Annotated in this window: 20 protein-coding genes; 6 read left to right on the forward strand and 14 right to left on the reverse strand. The window is 75.7% G+C overall.

What is annotated here, in order from left to right; translation table 11 throughout:
* Positions 1-200: 200 nt before the first annotated feature.
* From CLV92_RS09230 to CLV92_RS09250, 5 genes are all read right to left on the reverse strand, one after another.
* Positions 201-668 (reverse strand): hypothetical protein, encoded by a 468-nt coding sequence (locus CLV92_RS09230; protein ID WP_104432506.1) that lies wholly within the window; start codon positions 666-668, stop codon positions 201-203.
* 9 nt (positions 669-677) lie between these two features.
* A complete protein-coding gene (locus CLV92_RS09235; RefSeq protein ID WP_104432507.1) occupies positions 678-1310 on the reverse strand; it encodes an RNA polymerase sigma factor in 633 nt (210 codons plus the stop codon).
* A gap of 226 nt (positions 1311-1536) precedes the next feature.
* A complete protein-coding gene (locus tag CLV92_RS09240; protein ID WP_104432580.1) occupies positions 1537-2235 on the reverse strand; it encodes a response regulator in 699 nt (232 codons plus the stop codon).
* 32 nt (positions 2236-2267) lie between these two features.
* A complete protein-coding gene (locus tag CLV92_RS09245) occupies positions 2268-3500 on the reverse strand; it encodes a sensor histidine kinase (protein WP_104432508.1) in 1233 nt (410 codons plus the stop codon).
* Between the two features lie 4 nt (positions 3501-3504).
* Positions 3505-6072: a hypothetical protein gene (locus tag CLV92_RS09250; protein WP_104432509.1), complete on the reverse strand. Its 2568-nt coding sequence runs from the start codon at positions 6070-6072 to the stop codon at positions 3505-3507.
* Between the two features lie 318 nt (positions 6073-6390).
* Here CLV92_RS09250 and CLV92_RS09255 point away from each other — a divergent pair, with 318 nt between their 5' ends.
* Together CLV92_RS09255 and CLV92_RS09260 are read left to right on the forward strand one after the other, a co-directional pair.
* Positions 6391-7926 (forward strand): alpha-amylase, encoded by a 1536-nt coding sequence (locus CLV92_RS09255; protein ID WP_104432510.1) that lies wholly within the window; start codon positions 6391-6393, stop codon positions 7924-7926.
* Between the two features lie 159 nt (positions 7927-8085).
* On the forward strand, positions 8086-9177 hold the full coding sequence (locus tag CLV92_RS09260) for a S8 family peptidase (RefSeq protein ID WP_104432511.1): 1092 nt from the start codon (positions 8086-8088) through the stop codon (positions 9175-9177).
* A 48-nt stretch (positions 9178-9225) separates the two neighbouring features.
* On the opposite strand, the gene CLV92_RS09265 is transcribed toward CLV92_RS09260, so the two are convergent.
* The 9 genes from CLV92_RS09265 to CLV92_RS09305 form a co-directional block, all read right to left on the reverse strand.
* Positions 9226-9912 (reverse strand): DUF2306 domain-containing protein, encoded by a 687-nt coding sequence (locus CLV92_RS09265; RefSeq protein WP_211290993.1) that lies wholly within the window; start codon positions 9910-9912, stop codon positions 9226-9228.
* Positions 9913-10008: 96 nt separating this feature from the next.
* A complete protein-coding gene (locus tag CLV92_RS09270) occupies positions 10009-10671 on the reverse strand; it encodes a response regulator (RefSeq protein WP_104432581.1) in 663 nt (220 codons plus the stop codon).
* Positions 10668-11834 carry a sensor histidine kinase gene (locus CLV92_RS09275; RefSeq protein ID WP_104432513.1) on the reverse strand — a complete coding sequence of 389 codons (1167 nt, stop codon included), beginning with the start codon at positions 11832-11834 and terminating at the stop codon, positions 10668-10670. Before CLV92_RS09275 ends, CLV92_RS09270 begins: the two co-directional genes overlap by 4 nt.
* A gap of 44 nt (positions 11835-11878) precedes the next feature.
* Entirely contained in the window at positions 11879-13255 is a 1377-nt protein-coding gene (locus CLV92_RS09280) for an FAD-dependent oxidoreductase (RefSeq protein ID WP_104432514.1), read from the reverse strand.
* A 71-nt stretch (positions 13256-13326) separates the two neighbouring features.
* Positions 13327-13893, reverse strand: coding sequence for a DUF1360 domain-containing protein (locus tag CLV92_RS09285; RefSeq protein ID WP_211290994.1), 567 nt, complete (start codon positions 13891-13893; stop codon positions 13327-13329).
* 122 nt (positions 13894-14015) lie between these two features.
* Entirely contained in the window at positions 14016-14612 is a 597-nt protein-coding gene (locus CLV92_RS09290) for a CbiQ family ECF transporter T component (protein ID WP_104432583.1), read from the reverse strand.
* A 28-nt stretch (positions 14613-14640) separates the two neighbouring features.
* Positions 14641-15315, reverse strand: coding sequence for an energy-coupling factor ABC transporter ATP-binding protein (locus CLV92_RS09295; RefSeq protein WP_104432515.1), 675 nt, complete (start codon positions 15313-15315; stop codon positions 14641-14643).
* Positions 15312-16472 (reverse strand): acetyl-CoA C-acyltransferase, encoded by a 1161-nt coding sequence (locus CLV92_RS09300; protein ID WP_104432516.1) that lies wholly within the window; start codon positions 16470-16472, stop codon positions 15312-15314. Before CLV92_RS09300 ends, CLV92_RS09295 begins: the two co-directional genes overlap by 4 nt.
* Positions 16473-16534: 62 nt before the next feature.
* Positions 16535-17434 (reverse strand): DUF72 domain-containing protein, encoded by a 900-nt coding sequence (locus CLV92_RS09305; RefSeq protein ID WP_104432517.1) that lies wholly within the window; start codon positions 17432-17434, stop codon positions 16535-16537.
* A 100-nt stretch (positions 17435-17534) separates the two neighbouring features.
* Here CLV92_RS09305 and CLV92_RS09310 point away from each other — a divergent pair, with 100 nt between their 5' ends.
* Genes CLV92_RS09310 through CLV92_RS09325 form a run of 4 tightly spaced genes read left to right on the forward strand, consistent with a single transcriptional unit; the run spans position 17535 to position 24389 of the window.
* Entirely contained in the window at positions 17535-19082 is a 1548-nt protein-coding gene (locus tag CLV92_RS09310; protein WP_104432518.1) for a DUF3375 domain-containing protein, read from the forward strand.
* Positions 19079-19789, forward strand: a complete 711-nt coding sequence (locus CLV92_RS09315; protein WP_211290996.1) for a DUF4194 domain-containing protein — start codon at positions 19079-19081, stop codon at positions 19787-19789. The genes CLV92_RS09310 and CLV92_RS09315 overlap by 4 nt, the downstream gene beginning before the upstream one ends.
* Positions 19786-23154, forward strand: a complete 3369-nt coding sequence (locus CLV92_RS09320; protein ID WP_104432519.1) for an ATP-binding protein — start codon at positions 19786-19788, stop codon at positions 23152-23154. Before CLV92_RS09315 ends, CLV92_RS09320 begins: the two co-directional genes overlap by 4 nt.
* Positions 23151-24389, forward strand: a complete 1239-nt coding sequence (locus CLV92_RS09325; protein WP_104432520.1) for a Wadjet anti-phage system protein JetD domain-containing protein — start codon at positions 23151-23153, stop codon at positions 24387-24389. Before CLV92_RS09320 ends, CLV92_RS09325 begins: the two co-directional genes overlap by 4 nt.
* Positions 24390-24400 lie beyond the last annotated feature (11 nt).

The raw sequence follows: 24400 nt of genomic DNA on the forward strand, positions 1-24400 counted from the left end.
AGCGGGACCGGGAGGGGCGCGGCGGCGCGGTCGGTGCGGGGTTCTCCGCAGCACCGGGCACGGCGCGTCGCAGCGTGGTGCGCGGCTTCCGTCGTGGCGGCGGCCGCGGGGCGGACTGGTGGAGCCGGTGCACCGGACTCGCGGGCGAAGAGGTGCTGAGGTGGTGCCGTGATACGCGGCGGCGGGGCCGGCCCCCGGAGCTACGCGGCGTGCGGGGCGCCCTCAGCCGGTTCGGGGGGACCCGGTGGAGCCGACGGCGCGGCCGTCCTGCCGGGGACCGCCCCGGTGGGTGAGCCCGCCCCGTCGGGAACCTCCCCCGGCGCGCGCCCGGCCGTGGACCAGACGAGGCACAACGTCGGGGTGGGGGTTGCGGGCCACGGGGGGGCGAAGCGCCGGCGCGGGTGGTCCGGCGCCGTGTCGAGGTCCGCCAGCGCGGTGGTGGCAGCCTCCCGGAGAGCCGACCACTGCTGCTCCGCGGCGCGCATCGCCGCCACGAGGTCCTGGAGGTGGGCGGTGTCGCGCACCGTTCGTGCGCTGTGGTCGATGCAGACCTGCACGCAGTGGAGGTAGTCCTCCTGTGCGGCGGTGGCGGCGTCGAGGAGGGCGTGAGCCGCGGCGGACCTGTCCGCCCACGGCGTGGTGGGAGCGGCGAGACGAGGTGAGCTCATGACGGGGCCTCAGCACGCCTCCGCCGCGGCGCTGCGGGGCTGGTCCTCTGCCTCCAGGAGGGCGCGCAACCGGCGCAGGGCGCGTTGGCGGACGGGGCCGATGGCCCCGACGGGCATGTCGAGCATGCGGCTGATCTGGCGGTACGTGAGTTCCCGCGGGTCCGTCAGGGCCTGCACGAGCCTGCGCTCCCGCGCGGGGAGGACGGCCACGCAGCGGCGCAACCGGGCGAGCGCGAGCCTCCGGTCGAGGGCGTCGAACGGCTCGTCCGCGCCGTCGTGCGGGCACGGGAGCACGAGTTCCTCACAGGGCACCTCCCGGCGTGCGCGGTAGCGGTGCGCCCACGCCTCCCGGCGGCTCGTCGTGATCAGCCACGCCGCCAGCACCTCGTCGTCGCGGATGCCGGGCAGACCGGTCAGCAGGCGCATCCACACGAGTTGGGCCACGTCCTCGCTGTCGCTGTCGCTGACCCCCTGCCGCCGTGCCACGGCGCGCACGAGGGGCCGGTACTGCTCCAGGAGCCGGTTCCAGGCACCCGGAGCGCCGCGGCGCACGGCGGCGAGGACCGGTTCGGCCGTGCCGTCCGCACTGGGCACCCCGGTGGTGGTGCTGGTGGTCGTCGTGGTGGGAGTCCCCCCGGTCATGTCGTCCTCCTCATCGCCTGGACGGTGCCCCTGCGGACCGCCCAGGGGAGAGGTTGCTCCGCGACGACCGCGTGGTCGTCCGACGTGTGGGGGTGTGCCGGCGCCTCCCCCGGGAGCAGCCGAGGCGCTCGTGCGTCAACCCCGGGTGGAGGGGCGTCAACCGCTGGAGCACCCGGTGCGTGGCGGTGCGGGTCTCCCGCGTCGTGGGTGTGGCGGTTCCCGGACCTCAGGCCCGTCCGGGCCGGCGTGGTGGTGGGGCCGGGTCGCCCGGGTGCACGAGCCCGGTGCGGTAGGCGAAGGTGACGGCGTGGGCGCGGTCGCGCAGGCCGAGCTTCATCAGCACCCGTGCCAGGTGCGTCTTGACCGTGGCCCCGCCGATGAACAGGTGAGCGGCGATCTCGTCGCTGGACAGCCCGTGGGCGAGCAGGGCCAGGACCTCGCGCTCCCGGGAAGTGAGCACGTCGAGCCGCGCGGACGCTTCGGCCGACGAGGGCGGGTGGGCGGCGAAGTCGTCGAGGAGGCGCCTGGCGATGGCGGGGTCCAGCCACGCCTCACCGGCCGCCACGGCGCGGATCGCGGCCACCAGTTCGTCCGGGGCGGCGTCCTTGAGCACGAACCCCGACGCCCCGGCCCGCAGCGCCGCGTAGACCTCGTCGCCGACGTGGTACGTCGTGAGGATGATGACCCGCACGATGCGGTCGGGGTCCTCCGGTGGCGGGTCCGCGGTGAGACGCCGCGTCGCCTCCAGGCCGTTCATGCCGGGCATGCGCAGGTCCATCAGGACGACGTCGGGGCGCAGCTCCGCCAGGCGGTCGAGCACCCCGCGGCCGTCGCCCACCTCACCGACCACGTCGAGGCCCGGTTCGGCGTCGAGCAGCATCGCCAGACCCGCCCGCACCAGCGGCTGGTCGTCGGCGAGGAGCACCCGGACGGTCCCGCCGGGACTGCCTGCCGCCGTCACGGGGCACCAGCCCGCGACCGCGCACCACCCGAGGCGGGATCCACCTGGACCGGCAGGGTGGCGCGGACCCGGTACCCGCCGTCCGGCAGCGGGCCGGCCTCGAAGGTGCCGCCCGCAGCGCGAACCCGCTCCCGCAGGCCGACCAGGCCGTAACCGGTCGACAGCCCCGGCTCGGGCCCGGTGCCGTTCCCGTCGTCGACGACCTCCAGGAGGAGCGCGTCCGACGACCACACCTCGCGGACCGTGACGTCCACCCCGGTGCCCACGTGCTTGCGCACGTTCGTCAGGGCCTCCTGCACGATCCGGTACGCGGAGAGGTCGACGCTGCCGTCCAGCGGAACCGGCCGGCCGGTCACGTCGCAGCGCACCCCGAGTCCGGCGCCGCGGAAGCCGTCGAGGAGTTCCGGCAGCAGCGCCATCCCGGCGCGCCCGCCCAGTTCCTCCTCGCCGGCCGGCTGCACGAACGCCCCGTCGCGCAGGACGCCGAGCAGCCTGCGCAGTTCCGTCATGGACTGCTTGCCGAGGTTCTCGATCTCCGCCAGCGCCTGCTCCGCGCGGGCGGCGTCGACGGGGAGGATGCGCCGGGCACCGGCCGCCTGCAGCACCATGATGCTCACGGAGTGGGAGACGACGTCGTGGAGTTCGCGCGCCATGCGGTGTCGTTCCGCGGCGACGGCCTCCTGGGCCGCGCGCTCCTGCTGCTCCTCCAGGGCGAGCAGGCGCCGGCGCCCGCTCTGCGTCCTGAACCCCACGGCCGCCGTGGTGCACAGCAGCGCCAGCAGGAGCAGCACGACGGCGACGCTGGCGCGGACGGGGTCGTCCGGGGAGCTGCCGCGGACCTCGGCCGTCGTCGAGGCCGGGACGTAGAGGAGGACCGCGACCAGCAGCGCGCCGGTGCTCGTCCGGCGCGGGCAGCGGGAGGCCACCGTGTAGAGCGCCGCGACCAGCGCCAGGGTCGGCAGGTGTTCCGGGAGGAGGAGCACGGCGCCGGCGAGGTGGACGCACACGGCCGCGAAGACCGCACGGGGAGCGCGCCGCCGCCACACCAGGGGCAGGAAGCCGAGCGCCAGGTAGGCGGGCCCCCACCAGGAGCGGGCGGGAGGTGACGACGAGAAGACCGCGAGCTCGGCGACGGCGAGCGCGGCGGCCAGCGCCGCGCCCGACCACGGCCGGCCGGCGTCGCGCAGTGGCGTTCGGTGGGCCCCCGGCGGGCGGCGCTGCGCCTCCACGGGTTCACCAGGCTGCCTGCGCGGGTTCGCGGTCCGCGCCCTCTCGCGGCTCGGGCCACGGGTCGAAGGGCCGGCCGGCGTCGAACGGTGGCGGTTCGTCCTCCTCGCAGATGCGGAGGAGCCGGCACACCCAGAGGGCGACCCCGTCCACGTCGCCGGCCTCCTCGTGCTCGAGCCGCACCGGGGGAGGGTCGTCGGGAGACCGGCCGGCCAGCGCGGCGCCGGCGGCCGCGGCCCACGGGGCGACGTCCAGCTCCGGTGCGTCGAGGCCCGCGGGGACGAGACCCTGCGACGCCAGGAGGTCCCAGGTACCCGCCGGTGCCGCCGCGTCCACGGCCGCGACGTCGAACACCGGCGAGGCGGCCGCCTGCACGGGGCGCCCGAGTTCCAGCACCACCACGCCGGGGCGTTCGTCACCGGGGGGCGTCAGCAGCCGGACTCGCCGCGGCCGCAACCGCTCGGTGAGCCCGTCCGCCCCGGCGACGGTGACGCTCACCCCCACCGACTCCGTTCCGCGGATCGCCGGGGGCAGCGAGGCCGCCGGTGCGAACACTCGCCACGCCAGCCCGGCGCGGTTGCCGCGCAGGACCCCGGGCAGGAGGGCCCGGCTGCCGTCGCCCGCGGTGAGCTCGACGACGGCGCGCGGGGGCGCCGTCCCCCCGGTGGCCCTCGCACGGCAGTTCGCGGCGAGCCGGCGGGTGTGCTCCTCCGTGTGCGGGTCGAAGACGCCCCCGCCCCGTGCGAGGGCGTCCTCCAGCAGGTGCGCCGCCTCGCGGGGGTCTCCGTCGGCGCGGCGGTGCAGCTCCAGGCCGCGCAGCCGCTGGGCGGCGGCCACCAGCGGGTCGGGATCCGCGCGGCCGGCCGCCGCGGCGAGCCGGTCCGCGAGGTAGCCCTCCAGCGCCCGGCCGACCTCGGGCTGCCCGGCGGTGCCGCCGAGGGCGAGCGCTGCGCGCACCCCCGGCCCGGGGAGCGGGTCGAAGCCCTCCCGGGCCGCCGCGCGCGGCGGGGGATCGACGGTGACGTCCAGCTCCTCGCCGGCGACCAGCAGCGACGGTGCCTCCGCGCCGTCCCCGCTGGGCAGGGTCAGGACGGGCTGGATCGTGTAGCGCCCCGGTTCGGCGAAGGGCGAGCCCGAGGCGCCCCCGCTCAGGTTCAGGTTGTCGTGCAGGGACTCCCCGGGTTGCAGCCGCACGACGCGGCCGGAGTCGAGGGCGTAGCAGCGGTGCAGCACCGGCGCGTAGGCCTCCACGTCGGGCTGCGCCGTCCCGTCGGTCGACGCGGTCGCGTCCTCGGCGCGGCGGCGCACGAGGATCCGGAGCAGGCCCGCCTTGACGTCGAGCGCCTCGCGGGGCACGGCGACGTCGGTGTCGCCGGTGTTCGCCAGGGAGACCTCGAGGAAGACGGGATCGCCCGCGCCGATGCCCGCGGGTGCACCCCGCCCCCGCGTCAGCCACAGCGACAGCCCGGCCGCGGCCTCGCCGTCGGCGCGGGTGCTGCCGTGCCGGCCCGGCGGCCAGTCCGTGCCCGCGCCGAAGGGGCCACCGCCGGGGATGACCGCACCGCGCGGGCCGTGGCGCAGGAAGGCCAGCTCGTCCTCGTCGTAGGCCCACTGGAACTCCTCGTGGAACCGGGCGCTGGCGCGCCCGCCCCGGTAGCACCAGTCGTAGTTCATGAAGGACGTGGAGTTCCAGCGATCGACGGCGAAGCGGTGCGGGAGGTTCAGGACGTGACCGGTCTCGTGCAGCAGCAGCTGCAGGGCGCGGCGGTCGGCGTCCTCCTGCTCCCGCCCGGCACGCACCTCCTCGAGGAAGACGGCGGCGCCCTGCCGGGGCAGGACCTCACCGAGGTCGAACATCACCCCGAGCAGGCCCGGGCGGTCCGAGCGGGACAGCAGCAGCAGGTGCACCTCCCAGGCGGGGGTCTCCAGGGACGCCTGCGCCGCCCCGGCCATCGACGCGTGCAGCTGCCCGAGGACGTCCACGCCGTGCCAGCGGCCACCGGCGGGCACCGGGACACTGCTCGGCCGGCCGACGCGCTCGACGGCGAAGCCCGTGCGGCGCAGGCACTCCTCGACGTCCAGGTGCTCCCCGTCGACGAGGACCGGACGCAGGGGCACCACGCCGGCCTCCACCTCCACCTCCAGCCCCAGGTCGCGCAGCAGGTCACCGGAGCGGACGACCCGGCCCACCACCGTCGTGACCGCGCCGCCGTCGCCGGACTCCACGAGGAACCGCACCCGCGCCGCCCCCGCGACGTCGGGGACGGGCGCCACGGCGACCCAGCCGCCGCGGGTGCTGCCGTCGTCGAGCGTCCACGCGAACTCCCACCGGGGTCCGCGCGGCGTCAGGGGCGCGCGGCGGGTGCCCCGCCCGCTGAACCGCAGCACCTGCCGGTCGGAGCCCACCGTGTGCAGGTCGGCGCTGAGCAGCCCGCCCCCCGCGGCGTCGACGCGCAGCTCGATCCACCAGCGCCCCGTCGTCCCCAGGTACCGTCCGTCGCGCACGCCGAAGCCGGGAGGCGGTCGCGTCCCCGCGCCCGCGTCGCCCTCGCCTGCTGCCTCGTCCTGAGCCATGTCGTCGTCCGTTCGAGAGCGCGTCACCGGCCGCGTGCGATGGCCACCATGATGCCGCTCCGGGCTCCGTCCCGGAACGGTCGCGGGTGATGTCGCGGGTGATGTCGCGGGTGATGTCGCGGGTGATGTCGCGGGTGATGTGGAAGGGCGCTGAGACGGGTGCCGGGCGCGGTGGGGAGGCGCGGCCGTAGCAGGGATCTATGCAAGAAGTTGCAAGAACGTGAAGATTCCCTCGACAGGGTGAAAACCGTCACGTAGTGTTCACGCACCTCCCCGGCACGTCGGTCCGGGGTCGAGCACGTCGACGAAGGAGTCGCCATGACGGCGCGCGCCACCACCCGGGCCCGCAGGACGACGAGATGGGCCACTGCGGCCCTCGGAGCAGCCCTCGCCCTCGGCACGGGACTGAGCACGGCAGCAGCACCCGCCGCGGAGGCGGCGGTCACCACCAACCGCTCGGTCCTGGTCCACCTGTTCGAGTGGAAGTGGACGGATGTCGCCCTGGAGTGCGAGCGCTTCCTGGGGCCGAAGGGCTTCGCGGCGGTGCAGATCTCCCCGCCGCAGGAGCACGCCATCGTCAACAACGACAAGCACCAATACCCCTGGTGGCAGCGCTACCAGCCGGTCAGCTACAAGATCGAGAGCCGCGGCGGGACGCGCGCGCAGTTCGCCGACATGGTCCGCCGCTGCAACGCCGTCGGCGTCGACGTCTACGCCGACGCCGTCATCAACCACATGTCCGGCGTCGGGTCCGGCACCGGCAGCGCCGGCACCGGGTTCTCGCCCTACACGTACAACGGCACCTACCAGTGGCAGGACTTCCACCACTGCGGCAGGAACGGCAACGACGACATCACCAGGGACGACTACGACGACCGCTACATCGTCCAGAACTGCGAGCTGGAGAACCTCGCGGACCTCAACACCCAGGACAACGGCTACGTCCGCGGCCGGATCGCGCAGTACCTGAACGACCTGATCTCCCTTGGCGTGGACGGGTTCCGCATCGACGCCGCCAAGCACATGGACACCAACGACATCGCCAACATCAGGTCGCGGTTGTCCAACCCCAACGTCTACATCTACCAGGAGGTCATCGAAGGACCCAACGAGGCCATCAAGGAGAGCGAGTACTTCCAGAACGGCGACGTCACCGAGTTCCAGTACTCCACCGAGATCGGGCGGGTCTTCAAGACCGGGCAGCTGTCCTGGCTGAGCGGGTTCGGCGAGTCGTGGGGCTTCATGCGCTCCGACCTGGCCGAGGTGTTCGTGGACAACCACGACAACCAGCGCGGCCACGGCGGCGGCGGCAACGTCGTCACCCACAAGGACGGGCAGCTGTACAACCTCGCCAACTACTTCATGCTGGCCTGGCCCTACGGCTACCCGCAGGTGATGTCCAGCTACCACTTCGGCAGCGACTGGCAGGGCCCGCCCTCCAACGGCGGCAACACCACCAGGAGCGTCTGGGTCAACGGCTCGCCCAGCGGATGCAACTCCACCGAGTGGGTGTGCGAGCACCGCCGCACCGGCATCTCCAACATGGTCTCGTTCCACAACGCCACCGTCGGCACCGGCGTGAGCAACTGGTGGAGCAACGGCTACCAGGCCATCGCCTTCAGCCGCGGCACCAAGGGCTACGCCGTCGTGAACAAGGAGAACTTCGCCGTCAACCGCACCTGGCAGACCTCCCTGCCCGCCGGCACCTACTGCGACGTGATCACCGGCGACATCAACTCCACCCGCACCGGCTGCCTCGGCCGCTCCGTGGTCGTCAACTCCTCCGGGCAGTTCACCGCCAGCGTCAACGCCATGCAGGGCCTCGCCCTCCACGCCGGCGCCCGCCTGAACTGAGCACGGCACGCACCACCTGCCCGACCGGACGCCCCGCCCGCACCCGCGGGCGGGGCGTCCGCACGCGCCGCGCCGGTGCGCAGGATTGGGTCGCATCCGCGCGGGGGAAGGGCAGGGTTACGGACACCACCGGCCCACCGCACCGCTCGAAGGAGAACGATGCGCACCGCAGCACGCGCCCTCGCCCGCCCGCTCGCCGTCGCCGGCACCGCCGCGGCGCTGGCCACCGCCGCCGTCCCCGCCGCGGCCGCACCGGCGCCCGGGACCCCGAACGACCCGCTCTACGCGCAGCAGTGGGGACCGCAGCAGGTGCGCGCGCAGCAGGCGTGGGCGACGTCCACCGGTTCCGGCGTCGTGATCGCCGTGGTCGACAGCGGCGTGGACCTGACCCACCCCGACCTCAAGGGCCGCCTGGTCAAGGGCGCCACCTTCACAGGGTGCGGCCCGGCGCCCTGCGGCAACGGCGACTGGAGGGGCCCCGACGGCGTCGGCCAGCCCGACGACGCCCACGGCACCCACGTCGCCGGCATCGCGGCCGCCGCGACGGGCAACCGCACCGGCATCGCCGGCGTCGCACCCAACGCCAAGATCATGCCCGTGAAGGTGCTCGAGGAGGGCGGCGGTTCCTTCGAGGACATCGCCGCCGGGATCCGCTGGAGCGCCGACCACGGCGCGAAGGTCGTCAACCTCAGCCTCGGGGCCCTCCAGGGCGTGCAGGCCCTCACCCTCACCGGCGTCATCGGCGACGTGCAGGACGCCATCACCTACGCCAACGGCAAGGGCGTCACCGTGGTCGCCGCCGCGGGCAACGACGCGGTGCCGCTGTGCAACACACCGGGGTTCGACGCCGGCTCGATCTGCGTGGCCGCCACCGACCGGCGGGAGCTGCCGGCCGCCTACGGCTCCGGACCCGTCAAGCCGGACCTGCGGGCGGTCTCCGCCCCCGGCGGCTCCGCCCTGCCCGCCTGCGGTGAGGACGTCCTCTCCACCGTGCCGGCGGGCCTCGGCGGCTCCACCGCCTGCGGCACCCCGACCGGTTACGAGGAGCTGGCCGGCACCTCGATGGCGAGCCCGCACGTGGCGGGGGTCGCGGCGCTGCTCGTGGCGCAGGGACGCAGCCGGGCGGACGTGGAGGACGTCCTCCTGGGCACCGCACGCACCCCGGGGTCCCTGGCCCGTGGCGTCTTCACCCCCGAGTACGGCTACGGCATCGTCGACGCCGCCGCGGCCGTCGCCGCCCCCCGCGGCTGAGGAACCGCCGCCGGAGGCCGTGCACCCGCACGGCCTCCGGAGCATCCCTCAGGCCGCCGTGCCGGTGGGCACGGCACGGCGCGGGACCGCCGCCGTGGACGGGGCGGAGCCGCGGATCGCCCACTCCGCGACGGCGAGGTTGATCCCCCAGCCCAGGCCGTGCAGCAGCGCGTTCGCCGTCGGGCCGGGCGGGCCGAGCAGCACGGCCGGCAGGCCCAGGGTGAGGACCTGCGTGCCGGCGCCGAGGGCGAGAGCGTACGCGCGGATCATCCACGCCCGGTGCGCCCGCACGTCCCCGCGCAGGATCGCCACCACGCCGAGCACGAGGAACACCGCCAGCGCGGTGGCGACGACCAACCGCAGCGTCGACAGCCCCGGCCCGCCGTTGGCCGCGTACGGGTAGCCGGCCACCATCCACACTCCCGACACCGCCACCACGAGGCCTGCTGGCACCACGACCCGCCCGGCGAGGCGGTGCCAGCGCGGACGCAGGGCGCGCCGGCCGGGCAGGAATTGCAGCGCCCCCAGGAAGCCGAAGACGGTCGCGGCCACCACGTGCAGCGCCACGGGCAGCGGATCGGCGCTGAACCTCGCGTCGGGGACGGCGACCTCGGGGCCACCGGCCAGTTGCACGGCGCGCAGGACGCCGGCGAGCAGCGGGACGAGGCACAGGGCGAGCAGCGCCGCGGGCACCAGCCAGCGCGGTCTGCGGGGGAGGGAGGTTCTCGTGGGCACCCCCGCAGCGTCCCGGCCCGCCCGCCCGCGCCGGATCCGGCGGACGGTGACCGCCGGTGGCCTCCAGGACGAGAGGCGTCTCGTACTTCCGGCCGGTCAGCGCCGGCCCGGGCCGCGCCCGGGCCGGCGGTTCTCGTACGCCCACAGGGCGATCTCCACCCTGTTGCGCACACCCAGCTTCGCCATGAGGTTCGCGACGTGGCTCTTCACCGTGCTCAGGCTGACCCCCAGACCGGCGGCCACCTCGTTGTTCGTCCACCCCGAAGCCACGGCCGCCAGCACCTCCTCCTCCCGGTCGGTGAGCGGTTCCCGTGGCGGGGCCGAGCCCCCCGACCCCGCGAACGCGGCCAGCAGCCGGACCGTGACCTTCGGGGCGATGAGCGCCTCCCCGGACGCCGCGGCGCGCACCGCCTGCGCCAGCAGTTCGGCGCCGGCGTCCTTGAGGAGGAAGCCCCGGGCTCCCGCGCGCAGCGCCGCGTGCACGTACTCGTCGAGGTCGAACGTGGTGACGACGACCACCGCGACGGGATCCTCGACGCCCGGACCGGCGAGCAGCCGGGTCGCCTCCAAGCCGTCCGTGCCGGGCATGCGCACGTCCAGCAGGCAGACGTCGGGCCGCAGCCGCCGCGCCAGTTCCACCGCCTGCGCCCCGTCGGCGGCCTCGGCGACCACCTCGATGCCGGGCTGCGCGTCGAGGATCATCCGCAGGCCCGTGCGCACGACCTCCTGGTCGTCGGCGACGAGCACGCGCAGGTTCACGCGTCCCGCCGGGGCCGGGGGAGCGAGGCGGTCACCGTCCAACCGCCGGCCGGGTCGGGACCGGCGGTGCAGGTGCCGCCGAGCAGCGCCGCCCGCTCCGCCATCCCGGCCAGCCCGAAGCCGGCGGCGGCCCGGCGCCGAGCCGCCCCGCCGTCGTCGCTGACCTGCAGCAGCACCTCGTCCTCCCGGGCGCTGACGCGCACGTCGATCCGGGTGGCGCCACGGGCGTGTCGTCTCGCGTTGGTGACCGATTCCTGCGCGATCCGGTAGAGGCCCGCCTGCAGCGCCTCGGGCAGGTCCTCGCACGCCGCGGCGACCTCCACCACGACGCGCGGGCCGGCGGTGGTGCCGTCGGCGAGACCGCGCAGTTCGCGCAGTCCCGGCGCGGGGCCCAGCTCCGCCGTCCCGTTGCGGCGCAGGGTCCGCACGAGGGAGCGCATGTCGGTGAGGGCGGTGCTCGCCTCGGCCTCCACCACCCGCAGTGCCGCCACCGCGACCTCGGCCGCCGCTTCCGGGCGCGCCGCCGCCGCGGCCAGCCCCGCCTGGGCGCGCACGGCGATCGCGGAGACGTGGTGGGCGACGGTGTCGTGCAGGTCGCGCGCCAGCCGCTCCCGCTCCAGCAGCACGGCGCGCTCCAGCTCCCGGCTGCGCGCCCGGGCGCGGAAGCGGAACGTCAGGCCGAGGGCCGCGACCGCGACCAGCACCGCCGACCCCCCGACGGCGTTGCCGGCCGCCTCGCCCGCGGTGGCGGCCGGGGACCCGCTCAGCAGCACGTGGGTCGCGCTCGCCAGCAGCAGCAGCACCGCCCCGGCCAGCACCTCGCGCCCCGACGCCCACCGGAACAGCGCGTACGGCAGCACCACCAGGGGCGCCTGCGCGAGCGCCTCCGGCAGCCCGCCGCCGGTGGCCACCTCCGCGACGGCACCGACCGCGACCGCCGCGGCCAGCACGAGCAGCGGGGCGCGGCGGCGCAGCAGCAGGAGCGGGGCCAGGGCGAGGGTCAGGACCAGCGACAGCCAGCGCCACGGAACGTCCGGGCGCAGCAGCGCCTCCAGCACCGCTCCCGGCACGACCAGCGCCACCAGCAGCCAGTCCCAGCGCGTCCGGCGCGGCGCGCGCGGCGCGCGCGGTTCGCGCCACAGCGTCCGCAGCAGGGGGAGCACGCGGGAATCCTCGTGAGCCCCGGCGAGTGCCCGGTCCGCCCGCGTCATTCGCCGCGCGCGTCGGCCTCCACGGCCTCGAACGCCTTGCGGGCGGTGATGAGGACGGGATCCCACACCGGGGAGAACGGCGGCGCGTAGGAGAGGTCGAGGGAGAGCACCTCCTCGACGCCCATGCCCTCCCAGATGCACACCGCCAGGGTGTCGATGCGCTTGGCGGAACCGGCCCGCCCCACGATCTGCGCGCCCAGCAGCCGCCCGCTGCGCCGCTCCGCGATCATCTTGATCCGGATGGGTTCCGCCCCGGGGAAGTAACCGGCCCGGGTGGTGGAGTCCACCGACGCGGTGACGAAGGAGAAACCGGCCTCCTGCGCCTCCGCGCTGGACAGGCCGGTGCGGGCCACCTCCAGGTCGCAGACCTTCGTGATGGCGGTGCCGATGACGCCGGGGAACGTGGCGTAGCCGCCGCCGATGTTGATGCCCGCCACCCGGCCCTGCTTGTTGGCGTGGGTGCCGAGCGCGACCACCATCCGCTGCCCGGACAGCCGGTGCCAGGACTCCACGCAGTCGCCCGCCGCCCACACACCCTCGATCCCGGTGCGCATCCGCACGTCGACGGCGATGCCCCCTGAGGCGCCCAGCGGGATGCCGGCCTCCCGGGCCAGGGCGACGTTGGGGCGCACCCCGAGACCGAGCACGACGACGTCGGCCTCGATCTGCCTGCCGCTGCCGGTGACGACGCCGCACGCCCGCCCGTCGTCGTCCACCTCGATGCGGCTGACCGCGTCGGAGAGGACGAGGTCGATGCCGTTGCCGCGGGCGGCGTCGGCGATGAACTCCCCGACGTCCGGGTCGAACGTGCCGACCGGGGTGGGGGAGCGGTCGACGACCGTCACCTCCAGGCCGCGGACCCGGCAGGCCTCGGCGATCTCCAGGCCGATGTAGCCGCCGCCGACCACGACGACGCGGCGCACCCCGGGACGGGACAGCTCCTCCCGCAGCGCCACGCCGTCGTCGAGGACCTGCACCCCGTGCACCCCGGCGGCGTCGATGCCCGGCACCGGCGGGCGCATCGGCACGCTGCCCGCGGCGTAGACGAGTTCGTCGAAACCCTCGCTGCCCTCCCGCCCGTCGTCCAGGTCGCGCCAGGAGACGGTGCGGGAGCGCAGGTCGATCGCGGTGACCTCCGTGCGCATCCGCACGTCGATGCCGTTGGCCCGGTGCTGCTCGGGGGTGCGCGCGATGAGCGCCTCCTCGCTGCGCACCGCGCCGCTGACCCAGTAGGGGATCCCGCAGGCCGAGTAGGACGTGGCGCGGCCGCGCTCGAAGGCCACGACCTCCAGGTCCGGTCGCCGCTTCCTCGCCTGGGAGGCGGCGGAGCCGCCCGCCGCGTCCAGACCGATGACGACCAGCCGCTGTCCCATGCCCCGGCACGCTAGCCGACCCCCGGCCGCGATGGGCGGCCGTCGCGGACCGCGGCGCGCCCTGCCGGAACCTACGAGTCGCCCTCCTGCGGCCCGGCCGCGGCGCGCTCGGCGAGGGCCGGCAGGTGCTTGGCGCTGTCGTAGAGCAGGTGCAGCACGTCGGAGCCGAGGACGGCGGTGAGGGTGACCAGCGCGGAGCGGGTCAGTCGGGGGGCCAGCACCCCACCGGCGGTGAAACCGGTCGCCACCCACACCGAGGTGCAGAACGGGCAGGTCAGCAGCTCCCCGGTGGAGTGCGCCAAGCCGTGGCCGCGCACCTCCTCCATCACCTCCCCCTCCCCGGCGGACCCCGCGAAGCGGGTGAACGGCGCCCGCAGCGGAGACGTCACGGCGTCCTTGCTGAGCAGCCGGCTGGCCTTGTGGGTGGCCAGCGCCAGCAGCAGCACGTCACCGGCGCCGACGCGCTCGGGCAGGTGCCGGCCGGTGGCCCGCGCCAGCAGCGCCGCGCCCCCCACGGCGCCGGTGTAGACGCCCATCAGTGCGAGGAAACCGCCCAGGGGCCTCTCCTCCCCCTGTCCGCCCTCGTACTCGCGGCGCACGGCGGCCAGGCGCGCGCGCAGGCCGCCCGGGCGGCTCACTGCGGCCCCGCCGGGCCGCGCCGGATCCGCTGTGCGCCGGCGGGGGACTCGCTGGGGGTTTCGACGACCCTGTCGATTCGCATGGCCAGACGATAGGCGGCGGCGCCGCGATCCGCGCCGCGTCAGTCGTCCACGCCGCGCGCGGCCAGCGCCTCCCCGAGGTTGTCGGCGTGGCGCAGGGTGCGGATCAGCAGCGGCACCAGCAGCGCCCGCAGGCTGCGCTCGCACCCGCGCGCGCGACGGGCGTCGCCGACCTCGGCGATGAGGCCCTGCAGCACCGGCACCGCCCGCAGGGTCAGCGCCAGCAGCAGCGCCACCCGGTCCGGGTCGACGCCCACCCGGCGCAGCGGCTGCAGCAGCCGCTGCAGCACGTCCAGCAGCTCCTGCATGCGCGTCGTGGCCGTCACCAGCGCCGCGGCCAGCACCGCCAGGGCGAGGGTCGCGCACACCACCAGCGCCAGCCGCCAGTCCTGCGTCAGCACCTGGAACCCGGCCACCAGCAGCAGCACCCACCGCAGCGGGCGCAGCTGCTCCCACACCCAGCGCGCCGGCATGCCCGCCACGGCCACCGCAGCGGCCACCACCAGCGCGCCCACGGCCACCGCGGGCACGGAGCGCTGCCACGCCAGCGCCGAGGCGCCCACCGCCAGGGCCAGCAGCTTCGTCCCGGCCCGCGCCCGGTGCAGCGGCGAGGTGCCCGGCCGGTAGACCGAGGTCAGCACCGCGCCCACCCCCGCGCCGCGGCTCTCACGACTGGGACCGCCGGTAGAACTCCAGCGCCGCGGCGGGGGAGTCGTCGGCGGCGATGCGCCCGTCGTCGACCACGAGGACCCGGTCGTAGCCGGCCAGCAGGTCCAGGTGGTGGGTGACGTGCACGACCTGCAGCGGCAGCGCGGACACCAGGTCGGCGATGCGGCGGGTGTTGCGCAGGTCCAGCAGCGTCGTCGGCTCGTCGAGCACCAGCACGCCCGGTTCGGTGACGAGGATCGCGGCGAGGGCCAGCAGCTGCTTCTGCCCACCGGAGAGCAGGTGCGCGGGGTGGTCGGCGTGCGCGGCGAGGCCGAAGCGGCCCAGCACCTGCGCCACCCGCGCCTGCACCTGCTCCCGCGCGAGCTTCTGCCGGCGCAGGGAGAACGCCACGTCCTCGGCGACGGTGGGCATGACGATCTGCGCGTCCGGGTCGGAGAAGACGAAACCCACCCGGCGGCGCACCTTCGCGCCGTCGCGGGCGGTGTCGAGGCCGTCCACGGTGACGCTGCCGCGCGTCGGCACCAGCAGGCCGTTGAGCAACCTCGCCAGCGACGACTTGCCGGAGCCGTTGGCGCCGACCACCCCGATGCGCTGCTCGCCGAGGTCCGCGTCGACGCCGCGCAGCACGTCGCGCTCGCCGAGGCGCAGGTGCACGTCCCGCAACCGGATCATCCGACGCGCTCCACGACGAGCGCCACGCCCTGCCCCCCGCCGACCGCGCACGCCGCCAGGCCGAGGCGCGGCCCGTCCAGGCGGACCATGCGCGCGAACAGCCGCACGAGCAGCGCCGCCCCCGAGGCGCCCCACGGGTGGCCCAGCGCGATCGCCCCGCCCTGGGCGCACACCCGCCCCGCGTCGGCACCGAGCGGGTCCAGGCCCAGGGCGTCGGTGAACGCCAGCACCTGCGCGGCGAACGCCTCCACCACCTCCACCGCGCCCACGTCGGGCAGGTCCACGTCCGCGCGGCGCAGCGCCAGCAGCGCCGCCGGTGCCGCGGCCGCCCCGGGCAGGGCCGGGTCCCCGCCGCAGGCCACCGCGGCCCGCACCACCAGCCCCGGCAGCCCCGCCGCGGCCCGGATCCGCTCGGGCACCAGCGCCACCGCCGCGGCGCCGTCGCTGACGCCGCAGGAGTTGCCCGCCGTGACGGTGCCGCCGGCGGAGAAGGCGGGCCGGAAGCGCGCCAGGCGCTGCTCGTGCAGCCCCGGGCGCGGGCGGGTGTCGGCGCGCAGCCCGGCGACCTCGACGAGCTCGGCGTCGAAGGCCCCCGCCGCGGCCGCCGCCAGCGCGCGCGCGTGGGAGGCGGCGGCGTAGGCGTCCTGCCGCCGCCGGTCGATGCCGAGGTGGGCGGCGAGGTCGTCGGCGGCCGGGCCCATGTCGGGGTCGGGGAACGGCGGCGGCGCGAACACCGCCCGCTCCACCCGCCCGGTGGCGGCCCTGGCGGCGCTGCCGCTCTCGAAGCCGCCGGCCAGCACCAGCTCCGCGCCCTCGCGGACCAGGGCCGCGCCCAGGCGCACCGCGTCCAGGCCGCTGCCGCACTGGCGGTCCACGCTGACCCCCGGCACCTGCGGGCCGAGCCCGGCGGCGAGCGCGGCCACCCGCGCGGGGTTGCCGCGCGGGCCGGTGCACACGCCGAGCACGACGTCGGCGACCGCCGCGCCCACACCCAGCGTCCGCACCTGTCCGGCGAGCGCGGCCAGGGCCGCGGCGGCCTGGTCGGTGCCGGAGCAACCGGCCAGCTCCCGGCCCGCGTCGGCGAAGGGGGTGCGGCGGGCGGCGACGAGGACGGCCGCGTCGGCGGGCGGGGCGGGACAGCCGGGCGGGACGGGCATGGTGGGGCCAGCGTAGGTGCTGCCCCCGCCCCACCCACCGGCCCGACCGCCGTGGCGGCACGTCAGAGGCGCCGCGCCAGGGCCTGGGCGTCGAACGGGGCGCGCGAGCGCATGGTGTTGTCGAAGTAGACGTACACGTCCCGCCCGTGCGGCGCGGGCGGGTCCGGCGGGGCCAGCAGCGGCGCGCCGTCGGGGGTGCCGCCGCCGGCCCAGGCGCGCACCCGCGCGGCCCACTCGTCCAGCTCGGCGTCCTCGTACCCGCTGGCGTACAGCTCCCGCGCGCCGTGCAGGCGGACGTAGACGAAGTCCGCGGTGACGTCGGCGAGGACCGGGTAGCGCCCCGCGCTGTCGGCGACGACGAGCGCGACGCCGTGCTCCCGCAGCAGCCCGACCGCCTCGGCGCAGGCGAAGGAGGGGTGGCGCACCTCCACCGCGTGCCGCAGCGGGCGATCGGCCACCACCACGGGGGTCGGGTGGCCGCAGCGGGCGGCGAGCTCCGCCGCCGCCGCGGTGGTGCGCGGCAGCAGGGCGAGGAAGGTCCCCAGCCGCTCCGGGGAGAAGCGCAGGCCCGGCGGGAACTGCCACAGCACCGGACCCAGCTTCTCCTCCAGCCCCAGCACCCCGGAGGCCACGAAGGCCGCCACGTCCGCCTCCACGTCCACCAGGTGCTTGCGGTGGGTGGCGCTGCGCTCGCCCTTGACGGCGAGCACGAAGCCCGCCGGGGTGCGCTGCGCCCAGGACCGGTACGACTCCGGTCGCTGCAGGGCGTAGAAGGAGGCGTTGACCTCCACCGACGCCACCCGCGCCGCGAGGTGCTCCAGCTCCTGCCGCTGCGGCAGGCCGCGCGGGTAGAACTGCCCGCGCCACTCCGGGTACGTCCAGCCCGACGTGCCGACCAGGACGCGCGGGCCGGCCTGGACGGGTTGACCGGGCGCCGCTGCCCGCGCCTCGGGAGGGGTCATGGCCGCCAGTGTGGACGCACCTGCCGCGGCTGCGCGCGTGGTCGGAGCAGCCCCGGCCCGGCCCTAGCATCGTGGGGGCCGCCGGCAGGAGGGGAACGGGGTGGACTACGACGAGGTCGCGGCCCTGCGCCGGCACAGCCCGGCGTGGCGGTTGCTGCGCGCCGACCACGCCCCCCTGGTGGTCTCCTTCCTCGGGCGGGTCTTCGTCGACGACAACGTCCGCTCCCTGCCGCTGGCGCGGCTGAGCGACCTCCTCGACGACACCCTGCACGTCCTCAACGACCGCCTCGGTGCCGGCACCTTCCCCCGCCCGGCGAAGTCCTACCTCGACGACTGGGCCGGGCCGGAGGCGGGCTGGCTGCGCACCTACTACCCGCCCGGCTCCGACGAGGCCCACGTCGACGCCACCCCCGCCCTGGAGAAGGCGGTGGCGTGGGTGCGCTCGCTGCCGCAGCGTTCCTTCATCGGCACCGAGTCCCGCCTCAACACCGCCGTGGAGCTGCTGCGCCAGATCGTCGTGGGCAGCCAGGCCGACCCGCAGCTGCGCCTGAACGAGCTGCTGCAGCGCCGCGCCGCGCTCGACGAGGAGATCGAGCGGCTGCGCCGCGGGGAGGTCGTCGTCATGGAGCCCGCCGCGGTGCGCGACCGCTACCAGCAGTTCGCCGGCACGGCCCTGGGGCTGCTGTCGGACCTGCGGGAGGTGGAGGACAACTTCCGCTTCCTCGACCGCACCCTGCGCGAGCGCATCGCCACCTTCGACGGCTCCAAGGGGGAGCTGCTGGAGGAGGTTCTGGCCGACCGCCGCGCCATCGCCGAGTCCGACCAGGGCCGCACCTTCCGCGCCTTCTACGACTTCCTGCTCTCCGCGCGCCGGCAGGAGGAGTTCCAGCAGCTCCTGGCGCAGGTGCAGCACCTCGACGTCGTCGCCGGTGCTGCCGAGGGCGCGGCCCTCGACCCGCGGCTGCGGCGCATCCACCACGCCTGGCTGGAGGCCGGGGAGCGCACGCAGATGACCGTGCGGGTGCTCTCGGAGCAGCTGCGGCGCTTCCTCGACGAGCGGGCGTGGCTGGAGAACCGCCGCGTCCTGGACGTGCTGCGCTCCATCGAGTCCTCCGCCCTGGCGGTGCGCGAGCACGCCGCCGGCGCCCCCGGCACCGAGGTGGACGCGGGCGCCCCCGCCGTGGTGCTGCCGATGGAGCGGCCACTGTTCACGCCGCGCCCACCGCTGGCGCTGGACAGCACCCTGACGGTGCGCGGCGAGGGCGGCGAGGCGGAGGACGTCGACGTGGCGGCGCTGTTCGCCCAGTCCTCTGTCGACACCACCCGCCTCGCCGTCGCCGTGCGCCGCGCCCTGCAGCAGCGCGGCCAGGTGGCCCTCGCCGACGTCGTCGCCGTCGCCCCGCTGCGGCAGGGCCTCGCGGAGGTGCTGGCCTACTTCGCCCTCGACGACGCCGGTTTCGAGCGGGTGTTCGACCCGCGGGTGCGCGAGCAGGTGCACTGGGACGGTTCCGACGGGCAGCGGCGGCGGGCGGACCTGCCCAGGCTGGTCTTCGTCCGCCGCGGCGCACCAGCCGGTGCCGGCCGGGGCGGGGCAGGGGTCGGGGGCGCTGCGGCGGGTGCCGCGGCGCAGGAGGAGGGGCGGGGTTGAGCGAGCAGCGCGATCGGGACCTGGCGCAGGCGGTGACCTGGCTGATGAAGGGCATCGTCCACCGCGACAGCGACCCGCGGGTGTGGCAGCTCGTCCTCGCCCAGCAGGCGCAGGTGCGCGACTACGTCGCCGTGATGGGGCTGACCGCGGTCGTCGACGAGGCGGAGGGCTACGCGTTCCTGCGCCAGCGCAGCGATCCCGGCGACTCCCCTGAGGAGACCGGCGTCCCCCGCCTCATCGCCCGCCGCGCCCTGCCCTACGCGCCGAGCCTGCTGCTGGCGCTGCTGCGCAAGCGCCTCGCCGAGGCCGACGCCACCTCCACCGAGACCCGGCTGCTGCTGACGCGCGAGCAGATCGCGGACATGCTGCTGGTGTTCCTGCCCACCAGCACCCACCACACGCGCCTGGTCGACCACGTCGACGCGCTCATCGCCCGGGTGGTGGAGATGGGGTTCCTGCGTCCCGTCGACGGCGGAGGCCAGCAGGGCGGCCAGCAGGGCGGGCAGCGCGGTGACCAGTTCGAGGTGCGCCGCGTGCTGAAGGCCTACGTCGACGCGCAGTGGCTCTCCGACTTCGACGCCCGCCTCGCCGGCTACCGCACCGCCCTGGAGGGCGGTCACGTCACCGGCGGCGACCCCGATCCCGGCGTCGACCCCGACCCGGGTGCCGACCCGCGCCGCCACCACGACGAGGAGGTGCAGTCGTGAGCGAGGCCCTCTTCAGCGCTCCCGAGCTGGAGGCCCCCGGAACGCGCAGCGGCTTCCGACTGCACCGCCTCGAGGTCCTCAACTGGGGCACCTTCGACCAGCAGGTGTGGACCCTGCGGGTCGACGGCGCCACCAGCCTGCTCACCGGCGACATCGGCTCCGGGAAGTCCACCCTCGTCGACGCCATGACGACCCTGCTCGTGCCCGCCCAGCGCGTCTCCTACAACAAGGCCGCCGGCGCCGACACCCGCGAACGCGACCTGCGCAGCTACGTGCGCGGCTACCACAAGCGCGAGCGCCACGAGGAGACCGGCACCAGCAGGCCCGTCGCGCTGCGCGCCCGCGACACCTACTCCGTCCTCCTCGGCGTCTTCGTCAACCCCGGCCTCGGCACCAGCGTCACACTCGCGCAGGTGTTCTGGCTGCAGGCCGACAGCAGCGGCACCCCCGAGCGCTTCTTCTGCGTGGCGGGGGAGGACCTCTCCATCGCGGAGCACTTCACCGGCTTCGGGCCCAGCGTCGTCGACCTGCGCCGCCGCCTGCGCAGCCGCGCGGAGGTCTTCGACCACTTCCCCGCCTACGCGCGGGAGTTCCGCCGCCGCCTCGGCATCCCCTCCGAGCAGGCGCTGGAGCTGTTCCACCAGACGGTGTCGATGAAGTCGGTGGGCGACCTCAACGAGTTCGTCCGCGCGCACATGCTCGAACCCTTCGACGCCGACCGCTGGGTCACCACCCTCGTCAGCCACTTCGAGGACCTCACCCGCGCCCACGCCGCCGTCGCCGGCGCCCGCGCCCAGCTGGAGGAACTCACCCCCCTGCTCGCCGAGGCCGACGCCCACGACAGCGCCGCAGCCGCCCTGGCCCGCCTCCAGGGCACCGAACGGGCCCTGCCCTACGTCCTCGCCGATGCGCGCACCGGAACCCTCACCGCCACCGTCGACGAGCTCACCGAGCGCGCCACCCGGCTGCAGGCCGAGCACGACGAGACCGAGCATGCCCTGGCCCGCACCCACCAGCGCGACAAGGAGCTGTCGCTGCAGCGCGCCGGGCACGGCGGGGCGCTGCTGGAGTCCCTCACCGCCGAGGCCGAGCGGCTCGACGAGGAGCAGGCCCGCCGCCGCGTGCGCGCGGAGGAACTCGCGGAACTGCTCGAGGCGACCGGGCTGGCGACCGTCACCTCCGCCGCGCAACTGGCCCAGCGGCGCGCCGACGCCACCGCCGCCCTCGCGGAACTCGCCGAGCGCGAGCAGGAGCAGGAGGAGCGGCGCACCCAGGCGCTGCTGCGCCAGCGCCGCCTCGGCGAGGACGGGCAGGCGCTGAGCGCGGAGCTGCGCAGCCTGCAGCAGCGGCGCACCAGCATCCCCAGTGCCTCCCAGGACCTGCGCGAGCAGCTGTGCGGGGAGCTGCGGCTGGACGCCGAGGACCTGCCCTTCGTCGCCGAACTGCTGCGCGTGCGCGCGGAGCACGCCGAGTGGGAGGGCGTCGCCGAACGCGTCCTGCACGGTTTCGCCCTGTCCATGCTGGTGCCCTCCGCCCACTACGACGCCGTCGCGCAGTGGGTCAACAGCCGCCACCTGGGAACCCGCCTGGTGTACCACCAGGTCCCCGCCCGGCTGCCCGTGCGTGCACCGGTGGGCCTGCCCGAGGGTCTGCTGCTGCGCGACGTCGTGGAGATCCGCTCCGACACCCCGTTCTTCGCGTGGCTGGACTCCCAGCTCGACGCGCGCGCCGCGCACGCCTGCACCACCGACGTCGCCGACTTCCGCCGCGCCGAGCGCGCCGTGACCCCGCAGGGGCAGGTCAAGCACGGCGGCGGCCGGCACGAGAAGGACGACCGCCGCGCGATCGGCGACCGCGCCGCCTACGTCCTCGGCTGGAGCAACGAGTCCAAGATCGACGCCCTCCTCGCCCGCGCCACCGGCGTGCAGCGTCAGCTGGAGGCCGTCGCGGAGGAGCTGCGCGCGAGCGCGGAGGCCGTCGGAGCCGCCCGGGCCCGCCGCGCCGCGCTGGAGGCGCTGACCCGCGTCGACGACTTCACCGAGCTGGACCACGAGCCCGTCACCCTGCGCCTGGCCGACGTGCAGGCCCAGCGCGACGCCCTGGAGGCCGGGTCCCCGCTGCTGCAGCGCCTCGGGGAGGAGATCGCCACCAACGACGAGGAACGCGCCCGCCTGCAGCAGCGCATCCGCGCCCTCGCGGAGGAGCTCGGCGCCGCCCGCGCCGAGCGCAGCCGCGCCGAACGGGAGCTGACCCGCGCCCGGGAGCGACTGGCCGACCCCGACGCCGCGGCCCTGCTCGCCGCGCACCGGGAGGAGGTCCTGCGCCGCGCGGGCGGCGCGGAGCCGGGCGACGACACCGCCGAACGGATCCGCGCCGCACTCACCCGGGAGCTGGCCGCGGAGCGCGCCACCGCCGAGGCCGCCCGCCGCCGCGCGGAGCGGCGCATGGCCGAGTTCCGCCAGCGCCATCCCCACGCCAGCCACGACATGGACACCGCCATCGAGGCGGTGGGGGAGTACCGGGCGCTGCACGCGCGCCTGACCGGCGACGACCTGCCGCGCTTCGAGCGAGAGCTGAAGGAGATCCTCAACACCAACACCATCCGCGACATCGCGGTGTTCAGTGCGCAGCTGCACAACCAGGTGGAGCAGATCCGCGAGCGGGTCGCCACCATCAACGACACCCTGCGCGGCATCGACTACTCTCCCGGCCGCTACGTGCGCCTGGACACTGACCGCACCAGCAACCAGGAGGTCCGCGAGTTCATCGCCGACCTGCGCGCCTGCACCCAGGGCACCCTGGACGGCGACGACGAGCAGTACTCCGAGGCGAAGTTCCTGCGGGTGCAGCGGCTCATCGAGCGCTTCCGCGGCCGCGAGGGCCTCACCGAGCTCGACCGTGCCTGGGCCCAGCGGGTCACCGACGTCCGTCGCTGGGTCACCTTCTCCGCGTCGGAGCGGTGGCGCTCCGACGACAGCGAGCACGAGACGTACACCGACTCCGACGGCAAGTCCGGCGGTCAGAAGGAGAAGCTGGCCTACACGATCCTCGCCGCCTCCCTGGCCTACCAGTTCCGGCTGGAGTGGGGGGTGGCGGTGTCGAAGACGTTCCGCTTCGTCGTCATCGACGAGGCGTTCGGCCGCGGTTCCGACGAGTCCACCCGCTACGCACTGGACCTCTTCCGGCGCCTCGGCATGCAGCTGCTGGTCGTGACGCCCCTGCAGAAGGTCCACGTCATCGAGCCCTACGTCGCCGCCGTGGGCTTCGTCGACAACCCCACCGGCAGCTCGTCGCGCCTGCAGACGCTGCGCATCGACGACTACCGCGCACAGCGGGAGGCCGTCGACTCCGGGCGGGAGGAGTGAAGCGGCCCACGGCCCGGACGTGGACCGAACCAGCGGAGGTCGTCGCCCGGCTGAGGCGGCGCTGGGAGGGCGGATCCCTGCTGCGCGACCACCTCGAGCAGCGGTGGGCACCTCTGGAACTGCCGTTGCGGGCGCCCAGCGCCCGCGAACTCGCCGACCACTGGGCCGAGGTGGGCGAGTGGGTGTCGCGCTGGCGCACCGCGCCGGCCGCCCTGCGGGTGCTGAAGGCAGCGGTCGGCGGGCGGGTCGTCGGCGCCAACCAGCTGCCCTCGCGGGTGCGGGTGGACAGTCCCGCGGAGCTGTGGGCCCTGCTCGGCGTGGCGGCGGAGGTGCGGACGGTGGAGGCACTGCTCGACCGCACCGCCACCGTGCTTCCTGAGCTGCTCGACTGGATGCGCGCCAACCCGTTGCGAGTCCTCGCGGCCGCGGAGCCGTGGCCGGCGCTGCTCGCCGCGGTGGTTTGGATCCGTGACTACGAGGGGGCGCCCGTCCACATCCGCCAGCTCGACGCTCCGGGCGTGCACACCAAGCTTTTGAACGCCCACAGCGGCCTGCTCGCCGTCCTGTTGCGCGAGGTGCTCCCGCCGGAGCGGATCGACGAGGCGGCCGGACCGCCGTGGGAGGCGCGCTTCGGCTTCCGCGCGAAGCCGCGCCTGGTGCGCTCGAGGAGCCTCGACCCGGGTCTCGGGCTGCCGGGTGGGTTCAGCGACCTCAGCGTGCCGGTCGCAGAGTTCCACCGGGTGCTGGCCGACGTCCGCCGCGTGCTGATCGTGGAGAACGAGGTCACCTTCCTGGCGCTGCCGCGCTGCCCCGGGACCCTGGCCGTCTTCGGCTCCGGTTACCGAGTGGGCACGCTGGGAGCCGTCCCCTGGCCGGACGACGTCGAGGTGGCCTCCTGGGGCGACCTCGACACTCACGGCTTCGCCATCCTCGACACCCTCCGCGCGCACGTGCCGGGGGTTCGCTCGCTCCTCATGGACCGCGCCACCCTGCTGGTGCACCGCGACCGCTGGGGCAGGGAGCCGAAGCAGGCACGAGCTGACCTGCGGCGCCTCACCAGGCAGGAGGCGCAGCTGTACGCCGACCTGCGCGGCGACGTGTTCGCGCCGTCGGTGCGGCTGGAGCAGGAGCACGTGGCCTTCGGCGCCGTGGAGGGGGCACTGGCCAGGGGGCACTGGCCGACGTCGGCGACACCTGACCCCCGGACCGCGTGCCGCGCGGCTGGAGGACCATGACGCGAGCCGTC

This window comes from Kineococcus xinjiangensis (genome assembly GCF_002934625.1).
Taxonomy (GTDB): Bacteria; Actinomycetota; Actinomycetes; order Actinomycetales; family Kineococcaceae; genus Kineococcus_A; species Kineococcus_A xinjiangensis.